Here is a 24,636-nt window from a genome sequence, read left to right on the forward strand (position 1 = left end):
TTCAGGGGAAAATGGCGCAGAAATACCCAGTTTATCCAAATTTTTCCATTAATCATAGAAAATTGGATAAATGCTGCCATACCCTGATAGCTTGCGTTTTTTTCTGTTGCGGACTTATAAATCCTAAACACCATTTAGTCTTATTCTGGAGCACAAGGCAGAAGGCCCATCTTCACTGTGAAATGAAGATGGGCCCGCGTTTCAATTCAAATCAATTGTAAAAAGCGATCAGCAGCAATCCTGATGTTCTTCATCATCTGCTGCCACCGTGGCGCGCAGCAGTTTGGCTGCCTGCACCATGTGTTCCAGGGCGGCGATGGTTTCTGGCCAGTCGCGGGTTTTCAGGCCGCAATCCGGATTGACCCACAGGCGGGCATCGGGGATCACCCCACGGGCTTTTTGCAACAGCCTTTGCATTTCGCTGACCTTGGGCACACGGGGTGAATGGATGTCATATACACCTGGGCCGATATCATTCGGGTAAGCAAATTCACCGAAACCATCCAGTAATTCCATGTCTGAACGTGAGGTTTCTATGGTGATGACGTCGGCATCCATGGCGGCAATCCACGGCAGGATGTCATTGAATTCCGAATAACACATATGGGTATGGATCTGCGTGTCGTCATTTACACCCGCAGAGCTCAGCTTGAAGGCACGCACGGCCCAATCCAGATAGGCGGCCCAGTCTTGCTGCTTCAAAGGCAGGCCTTCGCGGAAGGCAGGTTCATCAATCTGTATCATGCCTATGCCGGCTTTTTCCAGGTCGCGGACTTCATCACGCAAGGCCAGGGCGATTTGCAGTGCAGTCGTTTCCCGTGGCTGGTCATCACGTACGAAAGACCATTGCAGCATGGTGACGGGGCCGGTCAGCATACCCTTCATCGGTTTTTTGGTCAGGCTTTGGGCGTATTCGCTCCAGGTGACGGTCATGGCTTCGGGCCGGTACACATCACCGTAGATGAAGGGTGGCTTGACGCAGCGTGAACCATAGCTTTGTACCCAGCCATTCAAAGTAAAGCCATAGCCCCACAATTGTTCACCAAAGTATTCCACCATGTCATTGCGTTCCGGTTCGCCATGCACCAGTACGTCGATATCGAGCTTTTCTTGCTGCTCGACGACATGGCGTATTTCTGCGCGCATGGCTTCCAGGTAGTCGAGATGTGTCAGCTCGCCACGCTTGTAGGCTGCACGTGCCTGACGTATGGTTTTGGTTTGTGGGAAGGACCCTATGCTGGTCGTCGGAAACTGTGGCAGGGCAAAGCGTTGCTGCTGCGCGCGTATGCGTTCGTCAAACGGGCTGTGACGTTCTGCATCCTGGGCGGTGACATCTGCCAGGCGTTTTTGCACAATGGGATTATGGATGCGTACCGACTGGCGACGGCTTGCTATAGCCTGGTCTGCCAGCGAAAATTCTTGCGCAACATCCGCCGCATGGCCATTCAGGGCTTGTTTCAGCGCCGCTACTTCATGCAGTTTTTGGGTGGCAAAAGCCAACCAACTGCGGGTTTCTTCATCCAGTGCTGTCTCTGCTGCCAGGTCGACCGGTACATGCAGCAAGGAGCAACTGGGGGCCAGCCACAACTGTTCCCCCAGCTTTTCCTGTGCCGCATGTAAACTCACTGCCAGCGCAGACAGATCTGCGCGCCAGATATTGCGCCCGTCTATCACGCCAGCCGACAGGACACGACCCTGTGGCCAATTCTGCAGCAGGCTGTCCAGCTGTTGCGGTGCGCGCACCAGGTCCAGATGGACCCCAGCTACCGGCAGCGATTGCAGCAAGGCAGCGCGGTCCTGCACTGTTTCAAAATAGCTTGCCAACAGGATTTTTGGAGATTGCTGGACCAGTGCATGGTAAGCAAAGACAAAAGCATCCAGCCATGCCGCATCCAGATCGAGTGTCAGTATCGGTTCGTCAATTTGTACCCAGTCCAGCCCCTGTTCTTGCAAGCGTGCCAGCAAGCGTTGATACGCCGGGATGATTTTTGGCAGCAGATCCAGTTTGTGCGTCAGGCCGCTTTTGATCTTGCCAAGGTAGAGCAAAGTCAAGGGTCCGACCAGGGTGACTTTGCCGGTATGGCCTTGTGCCTGTGCTTCTGCCAGTTCTTCAAACAGCCAGTCCACGCCACCATTGAAGCTGGTGTCTGCGGTCCATTCCGGCACCAGATAATGGTAATTGGTGTCAAACCACTTCGTCATTTCCATCGCAAAATGCTGGGGATTACCGCGTGCGGCGACATAGTAGTCGGCCAGGGACAGTGCTTTGGCATCGAAACCAAAGCGGCCTGGCAGGGCACCCAGCAAGGCCAGTGTATTCAAGACCTGGTCATACCAGGCAAAGTCACCGACGCTGACAAAATCCAGGCCTGCCTGTTTTTGCAAGGCCCAGTGGCGCGCGCGCAATTCGCTGCCGGTTTCACGCAGGGTGGCTTCGGTAATATCGCCGCGCCAGAAGGCTTCCTGGGCGAACTTCAATTCTCTTTGGGCGCCGATACGGGGGAAGCCCAGGGCGTGTGCTTTAGTCATTTTCATTCTCCTATCATGTTCAATCTATGATGAGTTAGAATTGATTATGATTCAAACGACATATTTTAAGAATTAACTTGAATTTCATTCATAATGCAATCCATACTAGAACTGCGTCATCTGAAAACCCTGCTTGCCTTGCGTGAATCCGGCAATTTGCTGCGGGCTGCTGTCTTGCTGAATGTCACCCAGTCGGCACTATCGCATCAGATCAAATTGCTGGAAGAGCATCATGGCATGCCGCTGTTTGAACGCAAGACTACGCCGATACGCTTTACCCCGGCAGGTGAGCGCTTGCTACAGTTGGCCGATAGTGTTCTGCCGCAAGTCGCGAATTGTGAGCGCGACCTGGCCCGTCTGGCTCAGGGCGTGGCCGGGCAGTTGCGCATCGCGGTCGAATGCCATACCTGTTTTGACTGGCTGATGCCGGCCATGGATGTATTCCGCCAGCGTTGGCCCGAGGTGGAGCTGGACATCGTCTCCGGCTTTCAGGCTGACCCTGTCGGCTTGTTGTACAGCCATAAGGCTGACGTGGCCATTGTGTCCGAAATGGATAGCGATGAAAGCGTGGCTTTTCATCCCTTATTTCGTTTCGAGATTGTGGCGCTGGTCGCCAAAGACCATGCGCTGGCCAAGCGTGATTATCTGGTGGCGCAGGATTTTGCGACCGATACCCTGATCACCTATCCGGTGCCGGATGACATGCTGGACGTGGTGCGCCAGGTCTTGAAGCCTGCCGGCGTCGATACCGCACGCCGCACTACGGAACTGACCGTCGCCATGCTGCAACTGGTAGCCAGCAAGCGCGGTATTGCCACCTTGCCGGTATGGGCAGCACAAAACTATGTGAACCGCGATTATGTACTGCCCAAACGCATTACTGCCGATGGCCTGACTGGCAGACTGTATGCAGCTTGTTTGCCGGATTTGTCAGACAAGGCTTACCTCAGCGACTTTGTGACGACCATACGCGAAAGCAGTTACCTGAATTTGCAAAGTATAGAGCTCATCTGACAGCTTGCGACGTCTGCACAGACGCTGCACTAGTGCAGGTATTCCATAAAATATGAAATGATAATAAGAACGATTCTCGTTTACATATTGTTTCTGACTTGTTACAATCCTGCATCGATCTTTTCACTATCTCACCTCAGCCATTCCTCAAAGAAAAGCCAGCGGTTTTATTTTTTAATTTTTCCTGAGGAAATGTCATGGCCTATATCAAGAGCCGCAAGCATCATCACGCGCGTTTTAATCATACGGTGACGGCCGCTGCCGCTGCTTTCTTGTTGCCGATCGCTGCCCAGGCGGCTGACCCCGCCCTGCCTGACGTCAAAGTGACGGCAAAGACAGAAAATGATTTCAAGGCGGATAAAGCTTCTTCTCCCAAATATACGCAGCCTCTGGTGGATACGACGCAGACTATTACCGTCATCAAGCGCGAGCTGATTGATCAGCAGGGCGCCTTGACACTGACGGATGCCTTGCGCAACACGCCAGGCGTGGGCGCGTTTTTCCTGGGTGAAAACGGCAGCACCAGCACTGGTGATGCAATCTACATGCGTGGTTTTGACACATCCAGCAGCATTTACGTAGATGGCGTGCGTGACCTGGGTTCCATTTCCCGCGATCTGTTCAACATCGAACAGATCGACGTGCTGAAAGGCCCGGCCGGTACGGATAGTGGCCGTGGTGCGCCTACAGGTTCAGTCAACCTGATCAGCAAGCAAGCCACCATGGAAGATGCAATCTTTGGTTCGGCCACGGTAGGCAGCGGTAGCCAGAAGCGTGTCACTGCCGACCTGAACCGGGTCATCAGTGCTGATCAGGGTTCGGCGTTCCGCCTGAATCTGGTGGATCAGGATAGTGGCGTGCCTGGACGTAATGAAGTCCACAATAAGCGCTGGGGCATCGCACCATCGTTTGCATTTGGCTTGAATTCACCAAACCGATTTTACCTGAATTACCTGCACGTACAGCAAGACAATGTACCGGATGGTGGCGTACCTACCATCGGCCTGCCAGGCTACAGCAGCCCGGACCCGAAACGTCCTTTCCTGTCTACGGCACCGAAAGTCGATCCAAAGAATTTTTATGGCTCGGTCAATGACTTCGACAAAGTCACCGCAGACATGCTGACCTTGCGTGTCGAACACGATTTCAGCGACAAGGTAAAACTGATCAATACAGCCCGCTTTGGCAAAACCACGCAACATTATCTGTTGACTTCATTCATGGGGTCGGCCGCGAATCTGCTGACACCATCGACCACGGATCTGTCTACGTGGACGCTGGCACGCGGCACGCGTACCCTGAAAGATCAGGAAAATGAAATCCTGACCAACCAGACCAACCTGGTGGCCGACGTGGAACTGGGCGGCCTCAAACACAGCCTGCTGGGTGGTGTGGAACTGACGAATGAAAAACAGAATACCTGGGGCAATGATGGCCTGGGTACGTTGCCGGCAGCGAATTTTTACAAGCCTGATCCTAACGACAAGGTAACAGGTTTGAATCCGGTGCGTAACAGCGTGTTCACACGTGGCGCAACCAGCACTGTCAGTGCCTATGTATTTGACACCATCAAGTTCAGCCCGGAATGGCAGGCCAATGCCGGTGTGCGCGTTGATCATTACAGCACAGACTATTCTGCCGCCAGCCTGTCCACCGCCACCAGTAATCCGACGCTGCCGGTAGGTACGCTGGTGCCGACCAACCTGAATATGGCCGGCAACCTGGTCAACATCAAACTGGGCGCCTTGTACAAGCCTACCAAAGACAGCAGTATCTATGCTTCTTATTCGACATCCAAGCAACCGCCAGGGGGTTCCAACTTTGCATTGAGCGCATCGGCCAGCAGTGCGGCCAATCCGAAGTTTGATCCGCAAGAAACAAAAAATGCCGAAATCGGCACCAAGTGGGATTTGCTGGAACAGAAACTGTCATTCACAGCCGCGATCTATCGTACCGAAGTATCAAATGAAGTCGTACAAAATCTGACTGACCTGCTGTATTACCAGACTGGTAAAAAACGCGTGCAGGGTATTGAACTGGGTGTAACAGGTGCCATCAACCGTAACTGGCTGGTCAGCGCTGGCTATGCCAGAATGAATACCAGTGTTGAAAGCGGCCCGCTGGTGACAGCCAGTGGTATCAACAATCTGTCGTACACACCAAAACAAAGCTTCACGGCATGGACTTCGTATCAGTTGCCTATGGGCCTGAAACTGGGCGGCGGCGCACGTTTTGTGGATGCCTTGTTGCGTGGTACGGATGGTGCAGTCGGTACACCTGCTTCGACTGAAGCCTATTGGGTATTCGATGCCATGGCCAGCTATGCCGTCAGCAAAAACCTGGACCTGCAATTGAACGTCAATAATATCGCCGACAAAGCCTATGTGGCAGCCATCAACAAGAGTGGGTATCGTTACACACCAGGTACACCACGCGCCGTCAGCCTGACAGCGAATGTGAAGTTCTGATGAGACCAAGTCGGTAGCGCAGGGTATTGACTGCTAGTGGGCTGTAATAGTTGAAACAGAAGTGAAAGACGCTTGCCCGGCGATCAGGGCAAGGCAAGGTTAACACTTATGCACAGCGATAGTGAACTATCGCGAGCATTTGCAACGCAGCCATGGTCGTCGCGCAAGCGGAAGGCACTCTGCTTTCAACTGTTACAGTCCACTAGTTACCTGAACCCCTCTTGATGGCGGAGGGGTTTTTTATGGTCCTCAGCGTCAAGAAAAAAAATGAAAAGGGACTGTGACTTAAACAAGTGATAGTCTCTTTTGTCATGAATGCAGACAGGTCATCGCCTAACTGGCTTTGCCTGTTAGAGCGAGACGGAGCCTGCTCAAAGAAAGGAAAACGAGCCGGTTCAAAAGAGCATTGCATGTTATTTGGCATTGTCTATATCATTTGGTTTGTGTGGCGAAGTATAGGTTTCGAATATTGAGTGGACCGATAGGTTGACAGGCTAATAACTATAAATGAGACTCATTAAAATTTGTAGTAACATCGGTTTTTTCTTTTATTCGTCGCTGGAAAGCAAGCTGGTTGTGTCTGTTGATCTTTCCTTGTGCCATGAATTCCATGTGTTTTCTCATGGGGTTCACCTCTTCTTTCGTTGACGCTTGTATCCATGGCAGGCAAAGTCAGGATGCTGTGATGGGGCATCATCTGTTAAAATACGCGCCTTGCTTAACAGGTTTAACAGGTAAAGGCTGCGCCAGACAACGAAAGTCTGGTATCACGCGTGGGTGTTGCTGCCGTACTTGTCTTGCACCGGGACTATCCCTCAAATACCTGTACCACCTTCCATTCTTATTGAAGTCCTGTATGTCTGATTCCAAGCCTGCTTACGGCACCAAACCGATGTTTTATGATCCTACCGAGCGCCGCATCCGTAGCTTTGTGACCCGTGCCGGACGTTTGTCCGATGCCCAGGCCAGGGCCTTGGAAACCCTGGCACCGCGTTTTTGTATCCCTTATCAAAAAGCGCAACTGGATGTGGATGCTGCATTTGGTCGCCAGGCACCGACTGTGTTTGAAATCGGTTTTGGCATGGGCGAAACCAGCGCAAAGATTTCTGCCGGCATGCCGGAAAAAAACTTTATCGGGGTCGAGGTACATACGCCGGGTGTTGGCAGTTTATTGAAGCTGACAGATGAAATGGGTTTGCACAACCAGCGCATCATCCAGCATGATGCATTTGAAGTGTTGACACACATGATTGCCCCGGCTTCGCTGCATGGCATACACGTGTTTTTTCCCGATCCATGGCACAAGGCGCGCCACAATAAGCGTCGCCTGATACAGGGGCCGCTGGTGGCCTTGCTGGCTTCGCGCCTGGCCTCTGGCGGCTATCTGCATTGTGCGACGGACTGGGAAGAATATGCGGTGCAGATGCTGGAAGTATTAGGTGCCGAACCGGCATTGGAAAATACCGCCGATGGCTATGCGCCACGCCCGGATTACCGTCCTGTCACCAAGTTTGAGAATCGCGGCCTGCGACTTGGTCATGGTGTCTGGGACCTGGTGTTCCGCAAAAAATAATCCCGCTGCAGAATTCAATGCAAGGCTTGCAGACTGAGTCTGGGCCGCAGGTCGCGCCAGCGGCCTTCCGCCTTCCAGGCTGCTGACCAGTCGATGAACTGATCAGCAGGCATAGGAAGGGCAATACCATAACCCTGTGCCAGCCGGCAGCCCAGTTCCAGCAGTTTGGCACCATGTTCCATGGTTTCCACACCTTCGGCGATAACCTGGCGGTCAAACGCACCTGCCAGGCGTATGACGCCTTCGACGATATCCAGGTCTTCGACATCATTGAGCATGTCGCGTACAAAGCTCTGATCAATTTTCAAGGTATGGACTGGCAACTTGCGCAGATAGGTCAGGGAAGAATAGCCGGTACCGAAATCATCCAGTGCAAATTGGATACCCATCTGCCGACAACGATTCAGGATGGCGACTGCTTGTTCCATGTCGGCGATGGCGGCCGATTCCAATACTTCCAGTTCAAAATTGGCAGCATGAAAATACGGGTGCTGCCTGAGTGCCGATTGTAAATAATCACAGAAACCTTGTTCCAACAGGTGATGGGCACTGATATTGGCACTGACGCAAATCGACATTCCGCGCAACTGCCAGTTATTGGCTTGTTGCAAGGCTGCCTTGATAACCCATTCCCCCACCAGTTTTTCCAGTTTACTGCCATAAATGTGGGGCAGAAATTCCATTGGTTGCAGGAGGCCGCGTTCCGGGTGCTGCCAGCGTATCAATGCTTCGGCACCTATCACTTCACCGGTAATCAGGTCCACCTTGGGCTGGTAGTAGAGAACGAATTCTTCCTGGTTCAGGGCAATTTGCAGACGCTCCAGAATTTGCCGGCGTTGCTGCGCCTTGCGGTCATTTTCGGGGTCGAACAGGTGGTAGCGATTCTTGCCTGCTTCTTTTGCCAGATACATGGCATGGTCGGCATGCCGTAACAGGGTATCGGCATCGACATTGTCATCCGGATACAGGCTGACGCCTATGCTGGCAGAAATGCTGACCACCACTTCATTCAGTTTTATGGGCTGGCTGACGCTGGTGAGGATACGATCAAGTATGGTGACGCTTTCTTCTGCCGATGAAATGTCTGACAACAGCAGGGCAAATTCATCGCCACCCAAGCGTGCCAGGGTATCGTCTGCACGCAGCACGTGCTTGAGGTTTTCGGTCACACTGATCAACAGCCTGTCTCCGGCGGCGTGGCCGTAGTGATCATTGATGCTTTTGAAACCGTCCAGATCAAGATAGCAGATCGCCACGGTCTTGCCGGTGCGTTTGGCACGATTTACTGCCTGGTCCAGGCGGTCTGCCAACAGACGTCGGTTCGGTGCACCTGTCAGCGTATCATAATTGGCGATGCGTTCCAGTTCTGCTTCATGGGTTTTCAACTCGCTGATGTCGGTGAAGATGCCTATGTAATACTGAATCTCGCCCCTGGCGTCGCGCACTGAGGAAATGGATAACAACTCCGGATAGATTTCACCATTCTTGCGTTTGTTCCATATTTCACCACGCCAGAAATCGTTGTTGTTGACGGCACTCCACATCTCGGCGTAAAAACTGCTGTTATGGCGTCCTGAAGACAGCAGATTGGTGGATTTGCCACAAATGTCTTTTTCGGTGTAGCCAGTAATGCGTGTGAATGCCGGATTGATCTTGGTGATGCATCCCTCGGGATTGACAACCATGATGCCTTCATAACTGTTGCTGAATACGGTTGCCGCTTCACGCTGCGTCAGTTCCATTATTTTTTTATCGGTGATGTCGGTATGGGTACCGGACATGATCAGGGGCGTACCATCCGCGGCCCTGGAAACAATCGCACCCCGTGTCAGTATCCAGCGCCATTCGCCCGTTTTGGTACGCAGGCGCAATTCCAGTTCATGTGCTGCTGTGACACCGTGCCGGTGTCGGTCCAGGGACCGTTTTGCCAGGACCAGGTCTTCAGGATGCACATGATCGCCCCAGTGTTCGGGACTGACATTCATTTCCCCAGGGTCGTAACCCAGCATGGTTTCCCAGCGAGCGCTGACCTGGAAGGTATTGCTCAACAGGTCCCAGTCCCAGTATCCCTGATCCGAGCCGCGCATGACGCGCTCCAGCCTTTGCTCTCTTTCCAGTAATTCGGCAGCATTGCGCTTTTTATCGTCGATGTCCGATAGTGTGCCAACCACCCTGAGTGGATTGCCGTTGGTATCGCGCCTGACAACACGGCCTTTGGAACGCATCCATTTGATAGCACCGGATTTGGTGATCATGCGGTATTCAAAATCGATATCCGGTGTGCGGCCTTGTTTGTGCGCCTCGATTTGTTGCAAGGTATTCGGCAGATCATCCGGATGTACCAGCCGCTTGAAGAAATCAAAGTCACGGTTATCAGCACTTTCTTGATAGCCAGTCATGTCGTAATAATGGCGTGACCGGTACACTTTGCCGCTGGTGACATCCCAGTCCCACAAACCTTCGCTGGTCGCTTCAATCGCCATCTGCAGGCGTTCTTCGCTGGCCTGTAATTGCATGGCGGCGTTTTTGCGCTCGGTAATATCTTGCACGCTGCCATGCAACTTGATCAGTTTCCCATGTGTGTCCAGCAAGGCTTCGCCACGGGCAATAACCCAGCGATGCTTGCCGTCTGGCCTGACTACTTCGGCATCGCAGGTGTAGGGAGCATGGGTTTGCAGTGTCTGTTCGACTGCGCTGGCCAGCTTGGCCCAGCTGTCGGGGGTAAAGTATTTCTGGACTTCGGGGTAAACGGCAGCAGGTAGCGCAGGATCGCGGCCATAAATTTGATAGACTTCTTCCGACCAGGTGTGAACATCGGTGCGTACATTCCATTCCCAACTGCCGACTGCGGCCAGACGCTGTGCCACACGCATGGCGGCTTCACTTTCCTTGAGTGCCGCCTCTGCCTCCTTGCGTTCGGTCACGTCGCGGGCAATCCCGAACAGGCCAGTGATTTTCCCCTTCTTGTCACGCATGGGGCCTTTGGTAATCATGAATACCAGGTTACGGCCATCATGGGTATCGATAGATTCATCATAGGTCTGGGTATCACCATTACTCAAAATGGCCTGGTCTTTTAGATGAATGCTGTCTGCTGACATGTTGGGAAACAGATGACGATCATTCTTGCCGAGGATTTCTGCTGTGGTTTTTCCTACAAACTGTGCTCCGGCTTCATTGATGAGAATATAACGGCCTTCCATATCCTTGACGAATACGGCATCCGAGGTGCCATACACGATGGCGTCGAGCAGATTGCGATTACTCTGTGCTTTGAGCAGGGACTTGCGCAAGGCCTCACTCATAAAACTGACGGCGACGCCGCTGATGACCAGGAAGCTCAGTTGCAATATATCCAGCCCGGGTTTGATTTCAAAACTGTGTATTGGGGGAATAACGAAATAAATCAGGCCTATCGTTGCGATCAGTGTGGTCAGCAAACCAGGTCCCAGGCCACCTGCCAGCGCACTTAGCACGATAGGTAGTACAAATATGATGAGCATGGGCCGGTTGTCAAAACTGGGGGCTATCGCTTCCCGCAGTACCAGTACGGACAGGGGAAGAATGACAGCCAACAGGTAAATCATGACGCGTGACGGTGTCTGCTCTTGATAATCTTCCAGCACGACAGGACCTAACCATGTCTGATGCTGTCCTTTCCTTGCAGGGACGGCATGCAGGGCCAGGAACAGCAGGGCGCTGGTCGTGACCACAAAAAATATGCCTTTGGCCGTGGATAACCACGTCATCTTATCGACATCAGTAATGCTGGACAGTAAACTGTCAGACAAGAATATCCATGCCAGTGCCAACAGTAAATACAGCACTGTCACAATACCAATGTAGCGATTCCGTCGCGTAGTCGTCATGGGTAACCTGTCTTTGCAACATCAGTCATGGACATCAAGTCTGGTCGCCCCTTGTGCCGTATGCAGTGGTACCTGATCATTTTGTTCTGCAATTGCCACGATACAGTTTTGCCAGTGCCCATACCTGTTGTCGCCAGCAGACGCGGACAGGGTCACGTAGGCTTAAATGAAAATTTCATTTAAGCATCTATTCGAGATTAACATACCTCAATACACTTATTTACTAAGATGTGGCAACTATGTTTTTTTGTCAACTGCAGAAAAGATAAAATTTGCAAATTAAACAAAGTTTTAACTTTGGGCTGTTGGCAGGCATCCATCCACCCAGCCATCCTATTGTTGCCTCAGGTGTTGCTGGTTAGCATTGCGCTCAGAGGGGCTAGCAGGGCCTGAAGATCTTCTGCACTGAATTTTTGTGAAAAGGCGGTATCGCTACCCAGTACCCCTTCCGCCAATGCTGCCTTGCGTGCCTGCAGACCAAGTATGCGCTCTTCTATACTGCCTTCGATAAGTAATTTGTAGATAAATACCGTTTGTTGTTGGCCAATGCGATGGGCGCGGGCATTGGCCTGTTCTTCGACGGCCGGGTTCCACCACGGGTCCATGTGGATGATGGTGTCAGCGGCGGTCAGGTTCAGGCCCACACCGCCGGCTTTAAGGCTGATCAACATGATTGGCACCTGCTTGTCCTGAAACTGGGCGACCACCGCGCCACGGCTGGCGGTCGCAGTTTTGCCGGTCAACATCAGGCAGGCAAGTTCGAGTTCGGCCAGCATCACGGCAATCAGCTCCAGCATTTCCGTGAATTGCGAAAACACCAGGATGCGACGGCCTTCTGCCACCAGCGCCGGCAGCATGTCTGCCAGCATGTCGAGCTTGGCTCTTTCCATGTCTGGCGGCAGGTTCTGGCCTTTCAACAAAGCCGGGTCGCAGCACACCTGGCGCAGCTTTAACAGTGCATCGAGGATAGTGATCTGTGCACCATCAAAACCCTTGCGTTGCAGTATCCGCCTTACCTGTTCGTCGGCAGCGACACGTACGCTTTCATACAGTTCACGCTGTTTGCCTTGCAGACGCAGGCGCTTGATGACTTCGGTGCGGGGTGGTAATTCTGTTGCCACTTCATCCTTGCGTCGCCGCAGTATGAAAGGGCGCACCCGTTGCGCCAGCAATTGGGCGCGCAAGGTTTCGCCATTGACTTCGATGGGCTTGCGCCACAGACGCGAAAAGCTGCGTATGTCACCGAGGAAGCCGGGCATCAGAAAATCAAACTGGGTCCACAATTCACCGAGGTTGTTTTCCAGTGGCGTGCCCGTCATGCACAGCCTGTGCCTGGCCTGGATACGGCGCACGGCGTCAGCGCTGCGGCTGGCGGCATTCTTTACAGTTTGTGCTTCATCGAGTATCAGCAAATGAAATTCTTGTGCTGCCAGCGCATCCAGATCACGCCATAGCAAAGGATAGGTGGTCAGTACCACATCGGCCTGGCGGATGTCGGCAAACAGGTCGCTGCGTTCCGGCCCTTGCAAGGTCAGTACCCGCAGGGCCGGAGCCATGCGGCTGGCTTCAGCCTGCCAGTTGAAGATCAGTGAAGTTGGCAAGACGATCAGCGCAGGAATATCCAGTCTGCCTTGCTGTTTTTCTATCAGCAGATGGGCCAGTACCTGGGCGGTCTTGCCCAGGCCCATGTCGTCTGCCAGTATGCCTGCCAGATGTTGCTCGCGCAGATATTGCAACCAGGCCACGCCATGCAGTTGATAAGGGCGCAAAGTCACACCCAGGCCAGTGGGTGCCGCCACGGCACGCAGACTGCCGTTTTTTTTAAGACGCTGCGCCAGATTGCGCAAGCCGACCTCGCCCTGCAACTGCCAGCCACCGTGCGGGCCAGCACGCGCAGGCTGGCTGTCGAGCAGGCTGACGCGCAGGGCTTCCAGCCGGTAATTGTCCCAGGCGGATAATTGTACCGGGCCTTCCATTTGCGGCCTGTCGGTCAGCAAATCCAGCATGTGGATGACGATGGCTTTCAATGGTGCAGCCATGGCGTCGATGCGCTTACCGCCTGGCGCGCGCAATTGTATGATGGCCATGTCGTCTATCTGGCGTATCTGCCTGGCATTCAGCCAGCGTGCATCACGTTGCAGCAGATGCGCCAGCATGGGAACCAGATCCAGTACTTCACCTTCGATTTCTATGCCCAGGCTCAGCATCCATGAACCCTCACGTGCTGGCAAGCCCAGCGGGGTGATGATTTCGGTGCGATTGCGCATACGCGATGCCACCTGCTTGCCAATGATGGAGCCGGTATTTTCATCGATGATCAAATGCCAGGCATCGACCGGCACACTTTCATGCGCAAAGCCGGGGCGTACCACGACTTGCCAGCCCAGCGCCTGCATCTCAGGTAATCGGTCGGCCCAGAAATCAGCAAAAAAACCTTCCTGCACCAGACTCCATAGTGGGCCAAATTTCTCGGCTACCGCCTGGTTGCGCCATTGCAGGCTGGTGGCAGGCAGAGGCTGCAGACCGATATCCCAGACCTTGTCCAGGGCATCAGCTTCTGCCCCCAGATCACGCAGCAGGCAGATGGCTTTGCTTTCTGCATCATGCAATAACTGGGTGGAATGCGGACGGCGGTTCAGCAAGGCGGTTGGGGCTGCAGTTTCCCAGCGCAGGCCGGTATCAGTGTGATACAGCCAGTCGATTTCGACGACGGTGACACTGCCACCGCGTGGACCAAAATCGCCACTGGGTTTCATGCCCAGCAAGCCATCGCCCCGGTGCAGGGTTTGCAAGCTGATGCGTGGGCGAAATTGACCTGCGACTTCAGGTAAGCCGCGCGGTAAGCCACGTGGTGCTGGTTTATCTTCCTTCAAAACGCACCTGCATCAGACCCAGATCACCAAACTGCACGCTGATATCGGTATCCACCGGCACTTGCGGGCTGCCGGCGTAGGAACCGGTGATGACGGCTTGCCCGGCTCGCAGGCCCATGCCCTGACTACGCAGGAATTCTGCCAGCCAGTACAAGGGCAAACGTGGCTGACCAGCTGGATGTTGCCCATCCACAGTCACGACCGCCTGGTTGGCGAGCATCAAATTGATACGCATGCTGTGTGTTTGCTGTGCCAGTTGATGATCGATAGCTGGCCCCAGTACCAGACCCTGATTGAACAGGCAATCCGCCAGGTGATCGTAGAAAGTCAACTGATCTGCGTTGGCGTAACGTGTATGGATCAATTCCAGCGCCAGCCGTGTTTCGCCTATGGCGGCATCAACCTCAACTGCTGCGTATGGTGTGGACCTTGCAGGTAAATCCCGTGCCAGGATGAAGGCCAGTTCTGGTTCAATTTTGACCTGTTGTTGGTGACACCAGACCCTATGCGGCTGTGTAGATGCTTCATGGACATCATTGGCATAGATAGGTGCCAGCACCCATTTTTCGTCACCCGGCATGCCACACTTCCAGCCGGCAATGTCCTGCTTGTGCAAGTCGCTGACCGCGCACTGTATATTAAATGCAGCTTGCAGCGTCGTTGGGCGACATGCAGCCGGCAGCGCCGGGCCTTGCTCACCAAGCAGACGTCGCCCCAGCAACATTCTGGCGGCATGGACAGGGCCGGTTTGCTGCTTGAGTTCATTCATGATGACGGCCTGTGAAAAACTAAAGCATGCATTTTATCGCGTCACTGCCAAACTGGTCTGGCTGGCACTCAGATTGCGCAAGGCCGACTGTATATAGGCAAACAGGCGATTGTCTATTCCCATGCGTAATTCTGCTTGTTCAGCAAATGCCTGTTGGATTTTCTTTTGCAGGCTGACCCTGGCACCGGCTTTTTTCAATGACAGGCTCTGCCAGGCTGTAGCCAGCTTTTGTACTTTGGGGTTGTTGACCCTGGTCCCAGCAACACATTCCAGGTGCAAAGCAGCAATCAGCGGTGGCCAGGCTGCGGAATCCGTCAGACAATGCTGACGCAATATCTCCATTTCATCGGGCTTACAATAGGCTGCATACACCGGCAGACTGGCGCAGGCCAGGGCGCGTACCATGTAGTCAAGCGTAGCCTGATCCAGTCCTGAGAATAGCTGCAAGGCTGTTTCTTCGCTTTGCATCTGATAAAATTTGATGAGTATCGCGGCATCGCCGCCACTTTCATCTTGCATACACTGCAGCCAGCGCTGACTCAGGGATTGCGCCATCGCATCTTGCGGTGATACCTGTTTTTCCATCAAGTCATGCAAGGCCAGGATAAGGGCAGATTTATCTGTAGCGTCTACCTTTTTGGGCTGGCGACGCAAGGCTTGCAACTCTGCGGAGGTGAAATATTTTTCGCTATTGACGGTCATTTCCAGCGCAGTCAGCCAGTCGTCAACGACGGGTAATTGCTGGCCGGCGAGACGACCAGATAGATGCAGCAAGTGATCGCGCAAAGTCAATGCATTATGTGCCTGCTTTTCCATCAGGCTGATCTGCTGCCGGATGAGGTCGCTCATGCTGACATTCTGGTCATCAAGTATGGTCCGGATTTCATCCAGCGAGAGTTGCAGGCGGCGCAGAGCCTGGATACGGTACAGGCGCAGCACATCGTCCTGATCATACAGACGGTAAGTATTGTCGGCCCGTACTGTAGGGGACAGCAAGCCTATCTTGTCATAGTGGTGCAGGGCACGTACGGTCAGGCCTGCACGTTTTGCCAATTCACCTATTTTCAGTTTCATTTGACTGTTCCTGCATGGTTTGTCTTTTCAGGCTATTTGCCATGGGGGGAGTAAGAACCTGTTTGCGATCTTACTGCGCGTGCGTGATCGGGGTTCATGCGCTGCTCAAAATGCTCATGTACTTAAGTACATTCCGCTTTTTGCGCTGCTCTTCACCCCGCTGACGCTCGCTACAGATCGTAAACACGTTCTAAGGCCGTTCTTCAGCTTTTACTCGTGAGAAAAGATGATAAACCCTGACCCTGCGTCATACACAACATATACAAGAAAATTCATCTTGAAATTGTCAATGTAGTGTATTACTATATTAATACACTTAGAGATTGCCGATAATCAGGTTTGTTGTATTCAAGCGGTCGTCATCACGGCTTTGTTCTTCGGGAGAGGCGCAGGCATGAGGTTTATAAATAATGAAAGGCCAGGCCATGGGGCATGAAACATGATGGCGCCAGACAAACCGCGTCAATTAAGCGCAGAGGTATTTCGGGTGACGACCGGAACCAGTGAGCCTATTTACCGGCAACTGATAGAACAACTGCGACGTTTACTGGCAGGAGGGCAGGTGGCTGCAGGTGATGCCATGCCATCAGTACGCGAAGTTGCCAGTGCATTAGGCGTCAACCCTATGACCGTATCCAAGGCGTACAGCATGCTGGAGGCAGAGGGTTTGCTGATGCGCCGCCGTGGCCTGGGTATGGAGGTGGCGTCCCAGAAGGGGGGCAGCCAGGACCTGGGTACGCGGCTGGAAATATTGCGCCCCGGCCTGGAGCGTATCGCAATCGAAGCCAGTCAGCTGGAATTGGAACCAAAGGCAGTCATCGCACTGCTGACCAGTATTCTTAAAGGAAAATAAGCATGCATGCGCAGCCAACACAACTTACATCGCACCCCATACAAATTCGCGGTTTGAACAAATCCTTTAGCGGGCAGTCTGTCTTGAAAGAACTCGACTGGCTCATCGAGCCAGGCAGTATCGTAGGCCTGCTGGGGCGCAATGGTGCCGGTAAATCCACCCTGATCGAGTGCCTGCTGGGCCTGCGTGATGTGGATGGCGGTAGCTCACAGTTATTTGGTGACAATGCAGGGCAACTCAGCCAGGCAACCAGAGCCAGGATAGGTTATGTGCCGCAGCGCAGTGATCTGTTTGAATGGCTGAACGCCAGGCAAATGCTGGATTACTTCCGTTAGTTATATCCGCACTGGAATGAAGACAAGGTGAATAGCCTGATGCAGGCCTGGGAACTGCCATTTGACAAGGTCATCAACAAACTGTCGGTCGGACAGAAGCAGCGGCTGTCGATTATCCGTGCCCTGGCGCATGAGCCGGAATTACTGATACTGGATGAACCCGTATCCAGCCTGGATCCGGCAGGCCGTCGCGATTTCTTGCGTGAACTGATAGACAGCGTGATAGCGAAACAGACCACGATCGTATTTTCCACCCATATCCTGTCTGACCTGGAAAGGGTAGCCATGGATGTAGCCTTTCTTAACCACGGTCGCATCGTGCATCAGCAGGCACTGGATGACATGATGGATAGCACCGTGCGCGTCAGTGGGGCGACCCAAGTGCTGGCGCAACTCACACCCAAGCGCACCTTGAGCGCGTGCCGTAATACAGGCATGCAGGGTGAAGACAGCGTACTGGCACAGTTTGAACCTCAGCAACTGGAACAGCTGCAGAGTCGCCATGATGTACGCCTGGAAAAATTGGGCCTGGAAGATTTGTTCATAGAAATGACGCGATAAAGATGAACCAATTGGCCATGCGAAAAAAAGCAACTCCAGACGCCAGTCTTAAAAGGTACCCCATGAAGACAATCATTTCCATTTGGATGCAACCATACTATGCCCGCATCAATACCGGGAGTTTGAAAATAATATGGTTTTTAATGAGCCTGATCGTATTGCTGCCGATGGTAGTCGTCTTCTTTGTCGGGAAGAAAGATGAGGGCTGGATGCCGATTTTACTGGCATTTTTCCTCGGTCTGTCAATGGCGCTTGGTTTGTTGCTTTCGTCCTGGATGCTGTTGCTGGTACCCAGTGTGGTGATGCAATACACACCTGCCAATGCACGTCTTGTGCCTCAGCTCAAACGGAATATGCAGTACGCACTGGCTATTCCTACTCTGTTGTTGCCTGCATTGTTGGCTGTGGCGCTGAATTTTAAGTCTGAGGGTAATTTTTTTCAAAGCTGGATGCTGGGTGTGTTTGCCTTGCTGGTGTACGTTGCCAGGATACGCAGTGAATGGCCGACAATTTTACTGGTTCTCATGACGCAATTACCGATGTGGATAGGCGCAAAAATAAGCTTGCCTGATACTGGCATATGGAATCAGCCTGTACTGATGTTGCTGGCGGTTTTAGGATTGACTGCCGCTGTGCTGCATTGGGTCTTTTCCATACACGGTGACCAACATTTCAAAAGAGGACAGAGTTTTTCCGTGTTGCAAAAGGCCATGAGTGGTGAAGAAACACCGATGAATCAGTATTCGATGAATTTCACTAACCCCTATAATTTTCTGTTGCGTCGTTGCATGCGAAAGGTAAGCCGTTTGCCAGAAACAGTGAGTCAGCTAATACCATTTTCCATGGGGTCGCAGGTATTTTGGTTGACCAGTTTTTTGCCAATGCTGGCAATAAGTGCCGGGATGAGTATTTACTGCATTTTCTTCATTCGGCATTCCGCCAGATTCGGTGACAAGTATATCTGGCTGGCTTATTTTGCGGCGATCACATTGTTTGTCATGCTGCCGTCTATCTATACATCTGTGGTGCGTACTACTGTCTATCAGCGCAGGGCTGAGCAAGGCTTACTTTGCCTGGCCGTCAGATTGCCTGATGTGAGGCAGCAGACTGGTGTACTGGCAGGTTTTCTGTTACGCCAGGCATTGGGGTTGTGGCTGGTGGCGGTGGTGATCGTTGGGTTGACGGTGTATTTTTCACCTGCCAGTCCATTGTTGCGAGGATCGGTCTGGATAGGATGCTTTTGCCTGCTGCCCCTGAGTGTCATGAGTCTTAAGAACTATGCCCTCATGAAATCACGTTACGAATCGGCTTTATTGCTGGCCTTTGCGATGCCCTCGCTGCTGGGGTTGGTACTGATTACCCTGTATGTGAAATTTCCACAGTACCCCGCATGGTTCATCTGCGCTGGTGTGGCAGTCGGCACCGGCATCGTATTGCGCTGGCGTTGGAATCAGCTCATGCAGGTAAAGGCGGTTTTTCCTGCCGGCCGGGCAGTTTAGCAACAGCTTAAGGATAACATCATGCGTGCCTTGATCTGGGGTTGCAGTTTTTTGATCGCAGCCAGCCTGCTGATGCCTTCCGGACCTTTGGTATCGGCGGCATCAGCACGGCAGATTTGTGAGCGTGTCACTTATGAGCAATCCCTGTTGACCGGTCTGCATCTGACACTGAAGCAGGAAATCCTGGGCCGCTTGCTTTTGTATGTGAATACGACGCTTGTAAAGTCCTGATTTGGGTCAGCGCTGGGTCAGCACTGGGCCAGGTTTTATTACCCCAGCCATTTCAGCAAATCGTGCAGACTTTGTTCATTGCTTTTGATGTCAAATTCCTTGATGCCTAGCTGTTTCAGGATGACTTTGCCGGGTTCGGTTTCGTCCATTTGTCCCAGTTCTTTCTTCAAAGCCTGAATTTGCGCAGCGCTGAATCTGGCATGTGCAATCAAGGGTTGGTAAGGCTGTTTCTGGCTGGTATGGATGACGCGATGCCCGGTTTTTTCCAGATTCTTGGCTACCGCAGAATAAGAGGCAACACCGCCCACATCCGCCAACTGGTTGTCCAGATAAAAAATAACGGCCCCTTGTTCTTTTGCATACTGGATTTTTTCTGCTTCGAGATCGAAACCATTATGTACCAGTTCGGCCGAGCAGAATTTCGACATGTATGAAATCTTCTCTGGCAGTGTGATGCGTTTGCCCTTGATGTCACTGATGTTTTTCAAAGGCGACGCCTTTGGTACGATCAACAGGCAATGCCCATCGGGCTTGGAGGTTGATACCAACTGGTATTTGTAATCACGCACACCGCGTGCTGGATAATCACTGGAGCGGGCCATCACAAAATCCATCTTGCCGGATTTCATACCTTCTTCCAGTTGGGCAAATTCCCGCGTCACGATAACCACGACTTTTTTGCCCAGGGCCTTGCTCATCACCTCTGCCAGGCCGGTATATTTTTCTATTACCTGCGCCGAATCCTGGCCGCCGGATGTCCCTTCACTAACGTTCAGGGTATACGTATTTTGCGCAAATGCGCTGATGCTGAATACCAGTGTGCAGGCTGCAATCGAGAAAAGTTTTTTCATATACATGCCCAGATAGTTTGCGTATGGAAAGGCCAACTTTAATCCAGTCATGCATGGACATGCAATGATTTTTAACATTCTTTGCAGGAATGAATGTTTTTCCAACGAAATGTTAACATTTAAATATCATTATCAGCGACCGCGTAAATCTGGTATCGTTATCTGATTATTTGAAAACAGGAGTAAGCATGAGACTGATTTCCTACTATGGGCGTTTGCTGGCAGCGGCACTGGTATTGAACGGCATGGTGCATGGCAGCGTGCTGGCGCAGCAAGATGCCGGCACGCATGCGGTAAAGAAATCCAAAGTTGTTTTCCAGGTCAGTGATGGCGACAGCAAGAAATGGGATTTGACACTGAATAATGTCAAAAATGTCATCAAGGATATGGGCAGGGACAATATCGAGGTGGAAATCGTCGCCTACGGTCCAGGCATTGATATGTTCAAATTTGAATCCCCGGCAGCCAGTCGTATCGATGAAGTGCTTAAGTTGGGGGCCCAGGTCATGATCTGTGAAAACACCATGCGCGCCCAAAAAATCACCAAGGCAGATATGCTGGATAAGCTGGGTTATGTTGAGGCTGGCGTGTCACAACTGATCAAGCGCCAGCAGCAGGGTTATGCCTATATCCGTCCCTGATATGACGGCGATGCTGCAATTCTGGCGGGACTTCTCGCGGATTGAAATGATGGCACTTCGGTTTCAAGCTGGGTGACAACTATGCATAATCTCAGCCTGGTCAGAAAAATTGCTTCGCTATTGTTGTTGATTTGTTTTGTCCTGCCCTTGTCCAAATGCGAATCTGCGAAAGAGCCTGTAACAGAACGCACAGAAAGCACAGAAAGCACAGAAAAGCCGATAACAGCGAAAGCACCCGTTAAAGAAACAAACAAGGATAGCGTCTATGTAGACGGCTATTTGTATCCATACAAACTTGCACAGCAGGGTTGGAACCGCATCCAGGAAGGAACGGTAGGTTTTGGTGTTCTGGATTTGCTCGAAATTGTGATCGTCTTCTTTTTACCCTTTGCACTGTTGTTCGTCCGAGAAAAACCTCAGACCATCATTACTGCTATTGCCAGTGTGCTCGCGAGTTTTCCTCTGTTTTTCTGGGTGTTTTTTTGGGGAAATCCGGAATGGGGCGGCATCATTGCGGTGACTTGCTGGTTTGTTTTGCTGGCCATCAGTCTGATCACCCTATTTCAGTGGTGGTGGCAACGCAGGCAAAAACGGCAACAGGGTCTTGCCTAGCGCGCTGACCCTATGGGCTGCGCTCGACTAGCTATTTGATCGCCCTGATTCCTGCATGCCCATGCCTGGTCGGATGCATTTCTTCATGGTAATTGGGGGCGCGGGTTTGCATGGTGTTGTTGTTACCCAGTATCGTGGTGGTGGTTAATGCGGGTTGGCCGTCGCGCCAGCAAGCCAGGGCAGAATTGCGGTTGCCATGCAGGTCGATGATGATGCGTCGTTTTTCTGCTTCCGGGAGATGGTCGTCCGGTTGGGCTGGCCGCGTTTTGGGTGGCAGGACGATGGCGTCACCCGGCTGTATCCATAAATCAGCCAGGAAAATTTCCTGCACATACGGCCGCCAGCGTGCCACGCTGATGACCAGGGGGCGCTCATCCTGGGAGAAAAATACATGTGGAAAATCATGAAATTCCAGGTCAGTCGGATTGTAAGTCAGCAGTTCACGGCGACGTGTGCCACCCAGGTAAGGTGACTGGTAGCCTGCCCATTTTCCATAGGTGTACTGGGCCATGATCAGGCCCTCGTATTCAAAACGCAGACATTCACCACTTTTTAGCAGCGTCATGCCAAAGGCTTGCACGCTGTCTTTGGTCGCAAGTATCGTTTCGTATTCGACTTCTGCCGTGTTGAAATTGAATTCGGTGATCTCGTAAGGATGACCATCATTGGGTATGGTCTTGGCATGGTGGCTGATGCCCTGATATTTGGTACCCAGATACAGGTCAGGATTGTCTGGTGCCAGGCTGATCTCGTGACCGAAAGCTAGCCGCAATGGCCTGCCATGACCGCGCTCATTGTAGAGAAATGGATGCTCTTTGGGATCTAAGTCTATATACGGGCCATCTTCGATGAAGATGGGGGCATCAAAGTATGAGTCGCTCACAGTGGCACTCCTGATTGGGGATGGCAGGAAAAAGGCTGTACCCGGAATAATTCTTTCCGGGTAGCGCCGCATTATCATGCTAACTTGTTATGCCTTCATTGTGCCAGTTTCTTTATTCGGACTTACGTAAAACCGCCCCAGCTGCGTTGCAGCTCCCGCATTTAGCAAGATTCGGTACTATTCATACTGTCTTCGTCGCTACGGTGCAGTCGGGGTTTCAGGCAACATGTTGCCTGCCGAAGTAACGAACCTCCCCTGCAAGGGAGGTTTCCTGGAAGCGATAGCCTTGCTGGGACAATTTTGCGTAAGTCCTATTTATGAAACGAGTTACAGTTCGCTAATATGGATACCTCAGCGCACGGTATACACTTGTCCGGTCTGCGCGCCTTCCACACTCCGGGCATAGGCAAGGCCGACGCGCTTCGCTGATACTGCTTCAAACCCATAGAAAAAACTACCCAGTGCCGCAACGGATTCTTCCAGCAAGCCGGGGCTGACAATGTTGATGCGCAAGCTGCGTGGCAATTCTATGGCTGCCCCACGGACAAAACCTTCCAGTGCGCCATTCACCATGGCGGCACTGGCTCCATGGCGTATCGGTGCTTCGCCAACGACGCCACTGGTCAGGGTGATGGAGCCACCGTCATGCAGATAGGGCTGGCCGATTTGTGCGACATTCACCTGACCCATGAGCTTGCTATTCAGACCGATATGAAAATGCTGTTCTTCGATATTGTTCAATGCAGCAAAATGCACGCTGCCGGCAGCCACCACTACACCGTCGACCTTGCCGGTGCGGGCAAATAATGCACGTATTTGTGCGCTGTCGCTGATATCCAACTGGATATCGCCACTGGTTTTGCCGACGCAAATGATGTCGTGACGGCTCCCCAGTTCATTGTTGATGGCGCTGCCTACCGTGCCGTTGGCACCGATAATGATGAGTTTCATACTGACTCCCTTTCGATTTAACGCCCATTCATGTGGGCGAGGCTGAATTGTTTACGTAGGCTTGTGCCATGAAATTAAGTATCTTCTGATTTTTAATGTAGATAAATACCCAAAAAATGCATATATTGATAAGCATTGGTTAGCAATGGAGGCATATCAGGATTATGGATAAACTGCGCAGCATGGAAGTTTTCGTTGCCGTCGTTGACGCAGGCAGTTTTACGGCCGCCGCAGCACAATGCGATATATCGCCTGTCATGGTGGGTAAGCACATCCAGTTTTTGGAAGGCCTGCTTGCCGCACGCTTGCTGGCCCGCACCACACGTCGCCAAAGTCTGACAGAACTCGGCGCGCAATATGCGGATCAGTGCAAGGCCATATTGGCACAGATACGGGAAGCAGAATCCGGTGCTGCCAGATTGCGTGGCGGTGCACGCGGCTTATTAAAAATCACATCACCAGTCAGCTTTGGCGGTGAAATGCTGGCCCCGGCTGTGGTTGATTACCTGGCGCAATATCCGGAGATGCGTGCCGATCTCGATTTGAATGATCGCGTTGTTGACCTGGTGGAAGATGGCTACGACGCAGCCATTCGTATAGGGGCGCTGGAAGATTCATCACTGATTGCGCGTGCTTTGCAGCCATACAAAATGATGATCTGTGCTGCACCTGCCTATTTGAAGCGTAAGGGCATGCCGCGTAAGCCAACTGAACTTGTCAATCATGAGTGTCTGGATTTTTTGCACTGGACTAAAAATGTGCGTTGGCGCCTGGATGGGGAGGCAAACGACATTCCGGTCAGTCGCTTGCGCTCAAACAATGGTCAAGCCTTGAAAAGTGCTGCCGTGGCCGGTTTTGGCATCGTCATGCAATCAGAATTGCTGCTTGCTACGGAAGTCGCTGCCGGTCGCCTGGTGCCATTGCTGGAAGATTACTTACCCGCTCCACGCCCCATGCATTTGTTGTATCCGCGTGACCGGCAGCCGACCCCCAAGCTTTCTACATTTGTAGAATTCATGCTGGACAGGTTTGGATTGAATGCAAAGTGAC

17 protein-coding genes and 1 pseudogene are annotated in these 24,636 nt (G+C 52.3%); 10 read left to right on the forward strand and 8 right to left on the reverse strand.

Annotated elements, in window-relative coordinates; all coding sequences use genetic code 11:
* Positions 1–228: 228 nt before the first annotated feature.
* Positions 229–2,529 carry a 5-methyltetrahydropteroyltriglutamate--homocysteine S-methyltransferase gene (gene metE / locus ACO0LM_RS05550; protein WP_423035049.1) on the reverse strand — a complete coding sequence of 767 codons (2,301 nt, stop codon included), beginning with the start codon at positions 2,527–2,529 and terminating at the stop codon, positions 229–231.
* Between the two features lie 90 nt (positions 2,530–2,619).
* Here metE and ACO0LM_RS05555 point away from each other — a divergent pair, with 90 nt between their 5' ends.
* The 3 genes from ACO0LM_RS05555 to trmB all read left to right on the forward strand — a co-directional run bounded on the left by ACO0LM_RS05555 (position 2,620) and on the right by trmB (position 7,584).
* Positions 2,620–3,543: a LysR substrate-binding domain-containing protein gene (locus ACO0LM_RS05555; protein WP_423035262.1), complete on the forward strand. Its 924-nt coding sequence runs from the start codon at positions 2,620–2,622 to the stop codon at positions 3,541–3,543.
* 197 nt (positions 3,544–3,740) lie between these two features.
* The gene (locus ACO0LM_RS05560; protein WP_423035051.1) at positions 3,741–6,011 is read left to right on the forward strand and encodes a catecholate siderophore receptor Fiu; all 2,271 of its coding nucleotides are present in this window, start codon (positions 3,741–3,743) and stop codon (positions 6,009–6,011) included.
* 856 nt (positions 6,012–6,867) lie between these two features.
* Positions 6,868–7,584, forward strand: coding sequence for a tRNA (guanosine(46)-N7)-methyltransferase TrmB (trmB, locus tag ACO0LM_RS05565; RefSeq protein WP_423035053.1), 717 nt, complete (start codon positions 6,868–6,870; stop codon positions 7,582–7,584).
* 14 nt (positions 7,585–7,598) lie between these two features.
* On the opposite strand, the gene ACO0LM_RS05570 is transcribed toward trmB, so the two are convergent.
* The 4 genes from ACO0LM_RS05570 to ACO0LM_RS05585 form a co-directional block, all read right to left on the reverse strand.
* Complete coding sequence (locus ACO0LM_RS05570; protein ID WP_423035055.1) at positions 7,599–11,453, reverse strand: PAS domain S-box protein; 3,855 nt, start codon at positions 11,451–11,453, stop codon at positions 7,599–7,601.
* A gap of 344 nt (positions 11,454–11,797) precedes the next feature.
* Positions 11,798–14,326: a DEAD/DEAH box helicase gene (locus ACO0LM_RS05575; RefSeq protein WP_423035057.1), complete on the reverse strand. Its 2,529-nt coding sequence runs from the start codon at positions 14,324–14,326 to the stop codon at positions 11,798–11,800.
* Entirely contained in the window at positions 14,313–15,095 is a 783-nt protein-coding gene (locus tag ACO0LM_RS05580; protein WP_423035059.1) for a fumarylacetoacetate hydrolase family protein, read from the reverse strand. The genes ACO0LM_RS05575 and ACO0LM_RS05580 overlap by 14 nt, the downstream gene beginning before the upstream one ends.
* A 33-nt stretch (positions 15,096–15,128) precedes the next feature.
* Positions 15,129–16,169 (reverse strand): MerR family transcriptional regulator, encoded by a 1,041-nt coding sequence (locus tag ACO0LM_RS05585; RefSeq protein ID WP_423035061.1) that lies wholly within the window; start codon positions 16,167–16,169, stop codon positions 15,129–15,131.
* A gap of 439 nt (positions 16,170–16,608) precedes the next feature.
* On the opposite strand from ACO0LM_RS05585, the gene ACO0LM_RS05590 reads away from it, so the two are divergent.
* The 4 genes and pseudogenes from ACO0LM_RS05590 to ACO0LM_RS05605 all read left to right on the forward strand — a co-directional run bounded on the left by ACO0LM_RS05590 (position 16,609) and on the right by ACO0LM_RS05605 (position 19,648).
* The gene (locus tag ACO0LM_RS05590) at positions 16,609–17,022 is read left to right on the forward strand and encodes a GntR family transcriptional regulator (protein WP_423035063.1); all 414 of its coding nucleotides are present in this window, start codon (positions 16,609–16,611) and stop codon (positions 17,020–17,022) included.
* 2 nt (positions 17,023–17,024) lie between these two features.
* Positions 17,025–17,918: pseudogene (locus ACO0LM_RS05595) on the forward strand (ABC transporter ATP-binding protein).
* A gap of 143 nt (positions 17,919–18,061) precedes the next feature.
* Positions 18,062–19,417, forward strand: a complete 1,356-nt coding sequence (locus ACO0LM_RS05600; RefSeq protein WP_423035065.1) for a hypothetical protein — start codon at positions 18,062–18,064, stop codon at positions 19,415–19,417.
* Between the two features lie 21 nt (positions 19,418–19,438).
* Entirely contained in the window at positions 19,439–19,648 is a 210-nt protein-coding gene (locus ACO0LM_RS05605; protein WP_423035067.1) for a hypothetical protein, read from the forward strand.
* 38 nt (positions 19,649–19,686) lie between these two features.
* Here ACO0LM_RS05605 and ACO0LM_RS05610 read toward each other — a convergent pair whose 3' ends face one another.
* Positions 19,687–20,499 carry a phosphate/phosphite/phosphonate ABC transporter substrate-binding protein gene (locus ACO0LM_RS05610; protein WP_423035069.1) on the reverse strand — a complete coding sequence of 271 codons (813 nt, stop codon included), beginning with the start codon at positions 20,497–20,499 and terminating at the stop codon, positions 19,687–19,689.
* Positions 20,500–20,687: 188 nt separating this feature from the next.
* On the opposite strand from ACO0LM_RS05610, the gene ACO0LM_RS05615 reads away from it, so the two are divergent.
* Together ACO0LM_RS05615 and ACO0LM_RS05620 are read left to right on the forward strand one after the other, a co-directional pair.
* Positions 20,688–21,140 (forward strand): DsrE family protein, encoded by a 453-nt coding sequence (locus ACO0LM_RS05615; RefSeq protein ID WP_423035071.1) that lies wholly within the window; start codon positions 20,688–20,690, stop codon positions 21,138–21,140.
* Positions 21,141–21,287: 147 nt separating this feature from the next.
* Complete coding sequence (locus ACO0LM_RS05620) at positions 21,288–21,752, forward strand: hypothetical protein (protein ID WP_423035073.1); 465 nt, start codon at positions 21,288–21,290, stop codon at positions 21,750–21,752.
* A gap of 31 nt (positions 21,753–21,783) precedes the next feature.
* Here ACO0LM_RS05620 and ACO0LM_RS05625 read toward each other — a convergent pair whose 3' ends face one another.
* Together ACO0LM_RS05625 and ACO0LM_RS05630 are read right to left on the reverse strand one after the other, a co-directional pair.
* The gene (locus ACO0LM_RS05625) at positions 21,784–22,635 is read right to left on the reverse strand and encodes a hypothetical protein (protein WP_422983155.1); all 852 of its coding nucleotides are present in this window, start codon (positions 22,633–22,635) and stop codon (positions 21,784–21,786) included.
* A gap of 351 nt (positions 22,636–22,986) precedes the next feature.
* Positions 22,987–23,586, reverse strand: a complete 600-nt coding sequence (locus tag ACO0LM_RS05630) for a short chain dehydrogenase (protein WP_423035075.1) — start codon at positions 23,584–23,586, stop codon at positions 22,987–22,989.
* Positions 23,587–23,750: 164 nt separating this feature from the next.
* Here ACO0LM_RS05630 and ACO0LM_RS05635 point away from each other — a divergent pair, with 164 nt between their 5' ends.
* A complete protein-coding gene (locus ACO0LM_RS05635; RefSeq protein WP_423035077.1) occupies positions 23,751–24,635 on the forward strand; it encodes a LysR family transcriptional regulator in 885 nt (294 codons plus the stop codon).
* Position 24,636 lies beyond the last annotated feature (1 nt).

Source organism: Undibacterium sp. Di26W (assembly GCF_049340265.1).
GTDB lineage: Bacteria > Pseudomonadota > Gammaproteobacteria > Burkholderiales > Burkholderiaceae_D > Undibacterium.